Genomic DNA, 3,265 nt, shown 5'->3' with positions numbered 1-3,265 from the left:
CCCGTCATTTTTCTGTTGCGAGCGGAGTTGACAGGGCTGGGGGGGTGCTCCTATAAAGCGGCCATCGACGACGGGTTGCCGCCGCACGGCGGACGGCGCGCCCCACAAGCTCCTCACTGACAAGGTGACACGGAGTGATCTGGTGAAAGCCGGAGCGGGACGTCAGTCGGTTGCGTAAGGGTGTAAGCCTTTATGTAGGGAATGTGAATTCCCGGCGGGTTTGCCGCGAGGCGAACCGAGAGAATTTCGAGGCCCTGAGAGATCGGGGTTGACATTGAAGGCGAAAGCCTTATGTGAAGCGCCCGCCCTGAGGGGTTGGCGATGGAGCCTTCGGGTTCCGGCTGTTTGACAGGTGAATGGAAGAAAGAGAAACGTGGACGGCGGAGTCCTTGCGGGTCTCTTGGATCGGGCAACCGGTTTGAGAGACTGATGAGAACTTCGGCGGTCTTACGTTCTCAATGAGAGGCCCTGACCCCTGAGAAGGGATCGGGTGAGCCTCGACCTCGTCAAGAGGTTTTGAGCGTAGCGACAGATAAAGCCGATCAAAGTACTCATTCAACGTGAGAGTTTGATCCTGGCTCAGAACGAACGCTGGCGGCAGGCTTAACACATGCAAGTCGAACGCACCGCAAGGTGAGTGGCAGACGGGTGAGTAACGCGTGGGGATCTGCCCAATGGTACGGAATAACTCAGGGAAACTTGAGCTAATACCGTATGTGCCCTTCGGGGGAAAGATTTATCGCCATTGGATGAACCCGCGTCGGATTAGCTAGTTGGTGTGGTAAAGGCGCACCAAGGCGACGATCCGTAGCTGGTCTGAGAGGATGATCAGCCACACTGGGACTGAGACACGGCCCAGACTCCTACGGGAGGCAGCAGTGGGGAATATTGGACAATGGGCGCAAGCCTGATCCAGCCATGCCGCGTGAGTGATGAAGGCCTTAGGGTTGTAAAGCTCTTTCGCCGACGAAGATAATGACGGTAGTCGGAGAAGAAGCCCCGGCTAACTTCGTGCCAGCAGCCGCGGTAATACGAAGGGGGCTAGCGTTGTTCGGAATCACTGGGCGTAAAGCGCACGTAGGCGGATTGTTAAGTCAGGGGTGAAAGCCTGGAGCTCAACTCCAGAACTGCCCTTGATACTGGCAATCTCGAGTCCGGAAGAGGTAAGTGGAACTCCGAGTGTAGAGGTGAAATTCGTAGATATTCGGAAGAACACCAGTGGCGAAGGCGGCTTACTGGTCCGGTACTGACGCTGAGGTGCGAAAGCGTGGGGAGCAAACAGGATTAGATACCCTGGTAGTCCACGCCGTAAACGATGGAGGCTAGCCGTTGGCGAGCATGCTCGTCAGTGGCGCAGCTAACGCATTAAGCCTCCCGCCTGGGGAGTACGGTCGCAAGATTAAAACTCAAAGGAATTGACGGGGGCCCGCACAAGCGGTGGAGCATGTGGTTTAATTCGAAGCAACGCGCAGAACCTTACCAGCCTTTGACATGCCCTGGACAGTTACCAGAGATGGTTTCTTCTCTTCGGAGCCGGGGACACAGGTGCTGCATGGCTGTCGTCAGCTCGTGTCGTGAGATGTTGGGTTAAGTCCCGCAACGAGCGCAACCCTCGCCCTTAGTTGCCATCATTCAGTTGGGCACTCTAGGGGGACTGCCGGTGATAAGCCGAGAGGAAGGTGGGGATGACGTCAAGTCCTCATGGCCCTTACGGGCTGGGCTACACACGTGCTACAATGGCGGTGACAGTGGGATGCGAACCCGCGAGGGTGAGCAAATCTCCAAAAGCCGTCTCAGTTCGGATTGCACTCTGCAACTCGAGTGCATGAAGTTGGAATCGCTAGTAATCGTGGATCAGCACGCCACGGTGAATACGTTCCCGGGCCTTGTACACACCGCCCGTCACACCATGGGAGTTGGCTTTACCCGAAGGCGCTGCGCTAACCCGCAAGGGAGGCAGGCGACCACGGTAGGGTCAGCGACTGGGGTGAAGTCGTAACAAGGTAGCCGTAGGGGAACCTGCGGCTGGATCACCTCCTTTCTAAGGATGTTCCCTCAATACGGCCGGTTCTTCGGAGCCTGGCACGATTATCGGAACTCTTAGATCATAGCTCGCAGTCAGCGAGCAGAATGCGGGACACCGCCGTCTTCGTTTCTCTTTCTTCATGGACGAGCCCAGGCCACTGGGCCGGGCGTATTCGCCCGGCTGCGGTCAGGCTTGGGGCCTGTAGCTCAGGTGGTTAGAGCGCACCCCTGATAAGGGTGAGGTCGGACGTTCGAGTCGTCCCAGGCCCACCATTTCCGGGGTACGATCGGTTGCCGAGCCTGACGGGGCCATAGCTCAGTTGGGAGAGCGCGTGCTTTGCAAGCATGAGGTCGTCGGTTCGATCCCGTCTGGCTCCACCATTTCTCGATGAGGGAAATGACGTGTCGAGCCGGAAGCTGCGGTTTTCTCGTCCATGAGATCCTGAATTCGCACACGTTGCTGGCATTGCCGGGCGTGAGGCGTGTTGTCTGACATTGTGAAGAAGCATTCATTCGGCCAGCCGCAAGGCGGGTCGTGACCCATGGGGCAACCCGCGGGGACACGGCCGGCGGAGGCGTGACCGCGCCGTCGTCGAATGACATGCGAAGCAAGCTGGTCTTTAGAATAGCTTTGATACCGTGAGGCGGGTCTCTCAAAACCGCCTCGCCCCCGCGTCTCCCGCACGGACGACGCGGTTGTTTCCGAGAGGAAACGTTCATGGGTAGGTATCGAAGATGAGAACGATCAAGTGTCTTAAGGGCATTCGGTGGATGCCTTGGCGCTGAGAGGCGATGAAGGACGTGGTACGCTGCGATAAGTCACGGGGAGCTGCGAACAGGCTTTGATCCGTGAATTTCCGAATGGGGAAACCCACCTTCGACGACTGGAACTCTTGTGCTTTGTGGTTCTGCCATGAAGTACAGGAATTCCAGTTGTCAGATGAAGGTATCAAATCCTGAATACATAGGGGTTTGAAGCGAACCCGGGGAACTGAAACATCTAAGTACCCGGAGGAAAGGACATCAACAGAGACTCCGTTAGTAGTGGCGAGCGAACGCGGACCAGGCCAGTGATGAATGTACGAGAAGTGGAACCGGTCAGGAAAGCCGGGCCTCAGAGGGTGATAGCCCCGTACACGTAATGCAAGCATTCATCCACGAGTAAGGCGGGACACGTGAAATCCTGTCTGAACATGGGGGGACCACCCTCCAAGCCTAAGTACTCCTCAGCGACCGATAG

The 3,265-nt window shown here is 57.0% G+C and carries 2 tRNA genes and 2 rRNA genes (1 of these 4 only partly in view); all 4 read left to right on the top strand.

The annotated features are described in order from the left end of the window. Positions 1-556: 556 nt before the first annotated feature. A 16S ribosomal RNA gene (locus KHC27_RS00825) occupies positions 557-2,041 on the top strand. 180 nt (positions 2,042-2,221) lie between these two features. Beyond that, positions 2,222-2,298 (top strand) — tRNA-Ile (locus KHC27_RS00820). 32 nt (positions 2,299-2,330) lie between these two features. Next, a tRNA-Ala gene (locus tag KHC27_RS00815) sits at positions 2,331-2,406 on the top strand. Positions 2,407-2,768: 362 nt separating this feature from the next. After that, positions 2,769-3,265 (top strand): 23S ribosomal RNA (locus KHC27_RS00810); it runs 2,301 nt beyond the window's last position. Together the 16S and 23S rRNA genes with 2 tRNA genes alongside form the textbook arrangement of a ribosomal RNA operon.

The sequence above is a fragment of the Ancylobacter lacus genome (assembly GCF_018390635.1).
GTDB classification, from domain to species: domain Bacteria; phylum Pseudomonadota; class Alphaproteobacteria; order Rhizobiales; family Xanthobacteraceae; genus Ancylobacter; species Ancylobacter lacus.
Note: the sequence above shows the minus strand (reverse complement) of the source record. Positions and strands in the feature narration are given on the sequence as shown.